The sequence below is a fragment of the Pseudoalteromonas sp. S558 genome, assembly GCF_005886635.1.
GTDB lineage: Bacteria > Pseudomonadota > Gammaproteobacteria > Enterobacterales > Alteromonadaceae > Pseudoalteromonas > Pseudoalteromonas aliena.
Window position 1 is genome coordinate 1 of the sequence record NZ_PNDU01000254.1, and the last position, 1,004, is coordinate 1,004.

At 35.1% G+C, this 1,004-nt stretch carries 2 protein-coding genes; both read right to left on the reverse strand.

The window, feature by feature from the left end; genetic code table 11:
• On the reverse strand, positions 1–678 hold a 678-nt coding region (locus CWB66_RS16090; RefSeq protein WP_138586141.1), incomplete at its 3' end, for a PoNe immunity protein domain-containing protein.
• Between the two features lie 10 nt (positions 679–688).
• Positions 689–1,004, reverse strand: a 316-nt coding sequence (locus CWB66_RS22300) for a hypothetical protein (RefSeq protein WP_212747830.1), incomplete at its 5' end; no start/stop codon positions are given.

The following is a 1,004-nucleotide window of genomic DNA, read 5'->3' on the forward strand; positions in this document are numbered from 1 at the left end:
ATATAGCTTAACGACTAAAGCAGCTTCCCAACACAAGTAACCTATATATGCATCAGTATCCATTAAATGGTAATCTGGGCTTCCTTCTAGCTTATACCAAGCCTCTAAATAAGCCTTTACTAAGTTAGGACGTTGTTCTGGCTCACTTTCAATAACTTTATAAAGCTTGCTAAACCGCTTTTTAAAAAGTAATTCTTTGGATACCTGGCGTTCAACATCACCCATTTCAACTGCTATACTATCAAATAATGAATCAAGACCTTGATTAGCAATTAAAGACAACATATTCAGGTAATACTCTTTTCCCATATCTAGGCAGTAAGCAAAACTTATCCATTTTAAGAAGTCTTCTAAATAGTCTTCACGTATTTCCTCCCAACCTACACGCTCAGCCTGCTCACTATCAGGTAAGGCATCAGCATAGTTTTTTTGCCATTGCCGGTACTCTAGCATTTTTAGAAGATCAGGTTTTAAAGACGATAATTCATCACCACGTGAATATTTCTGATGTAATAACTCAATCGAGTAATATACTATCCTAAATGATTGCTTCATTTTAACTTCATCACTAAACTTACCGACAGTATCTAATTTTTTAATCCTTTTTTTTATGGCATTAGTAGTAAAATTTATTTGTTCTTCATAGTATGCTGATTTTTTTAATTTATCTCGTAACATAGCTTCTCTCTTACAATCCAAAGGGGTTGCCAACAACTTGAGCATTTTTACCCAATTCTTTAACAATTAAGCTTCCATCAGGTTTATTATGGATCAGTAATTTTTGAACAGCTCCATCTTCGTCTTCCAGCGATTCCAAAATATTATCTCTCTCGATTTTGCTCAACCCTGCTTTTTTTAGCCGCTTATCGGTAACCCAAGGGTCAGACATTTGTTTACCATCACTAGTTTTACCTAGGCGAGCTTTATTATATTTAGCCTCAGTAATAACATGATCAGGAACTAAACTAGACAGCCACTCTAATTTAGCAAGCAAAGCTGTGTCA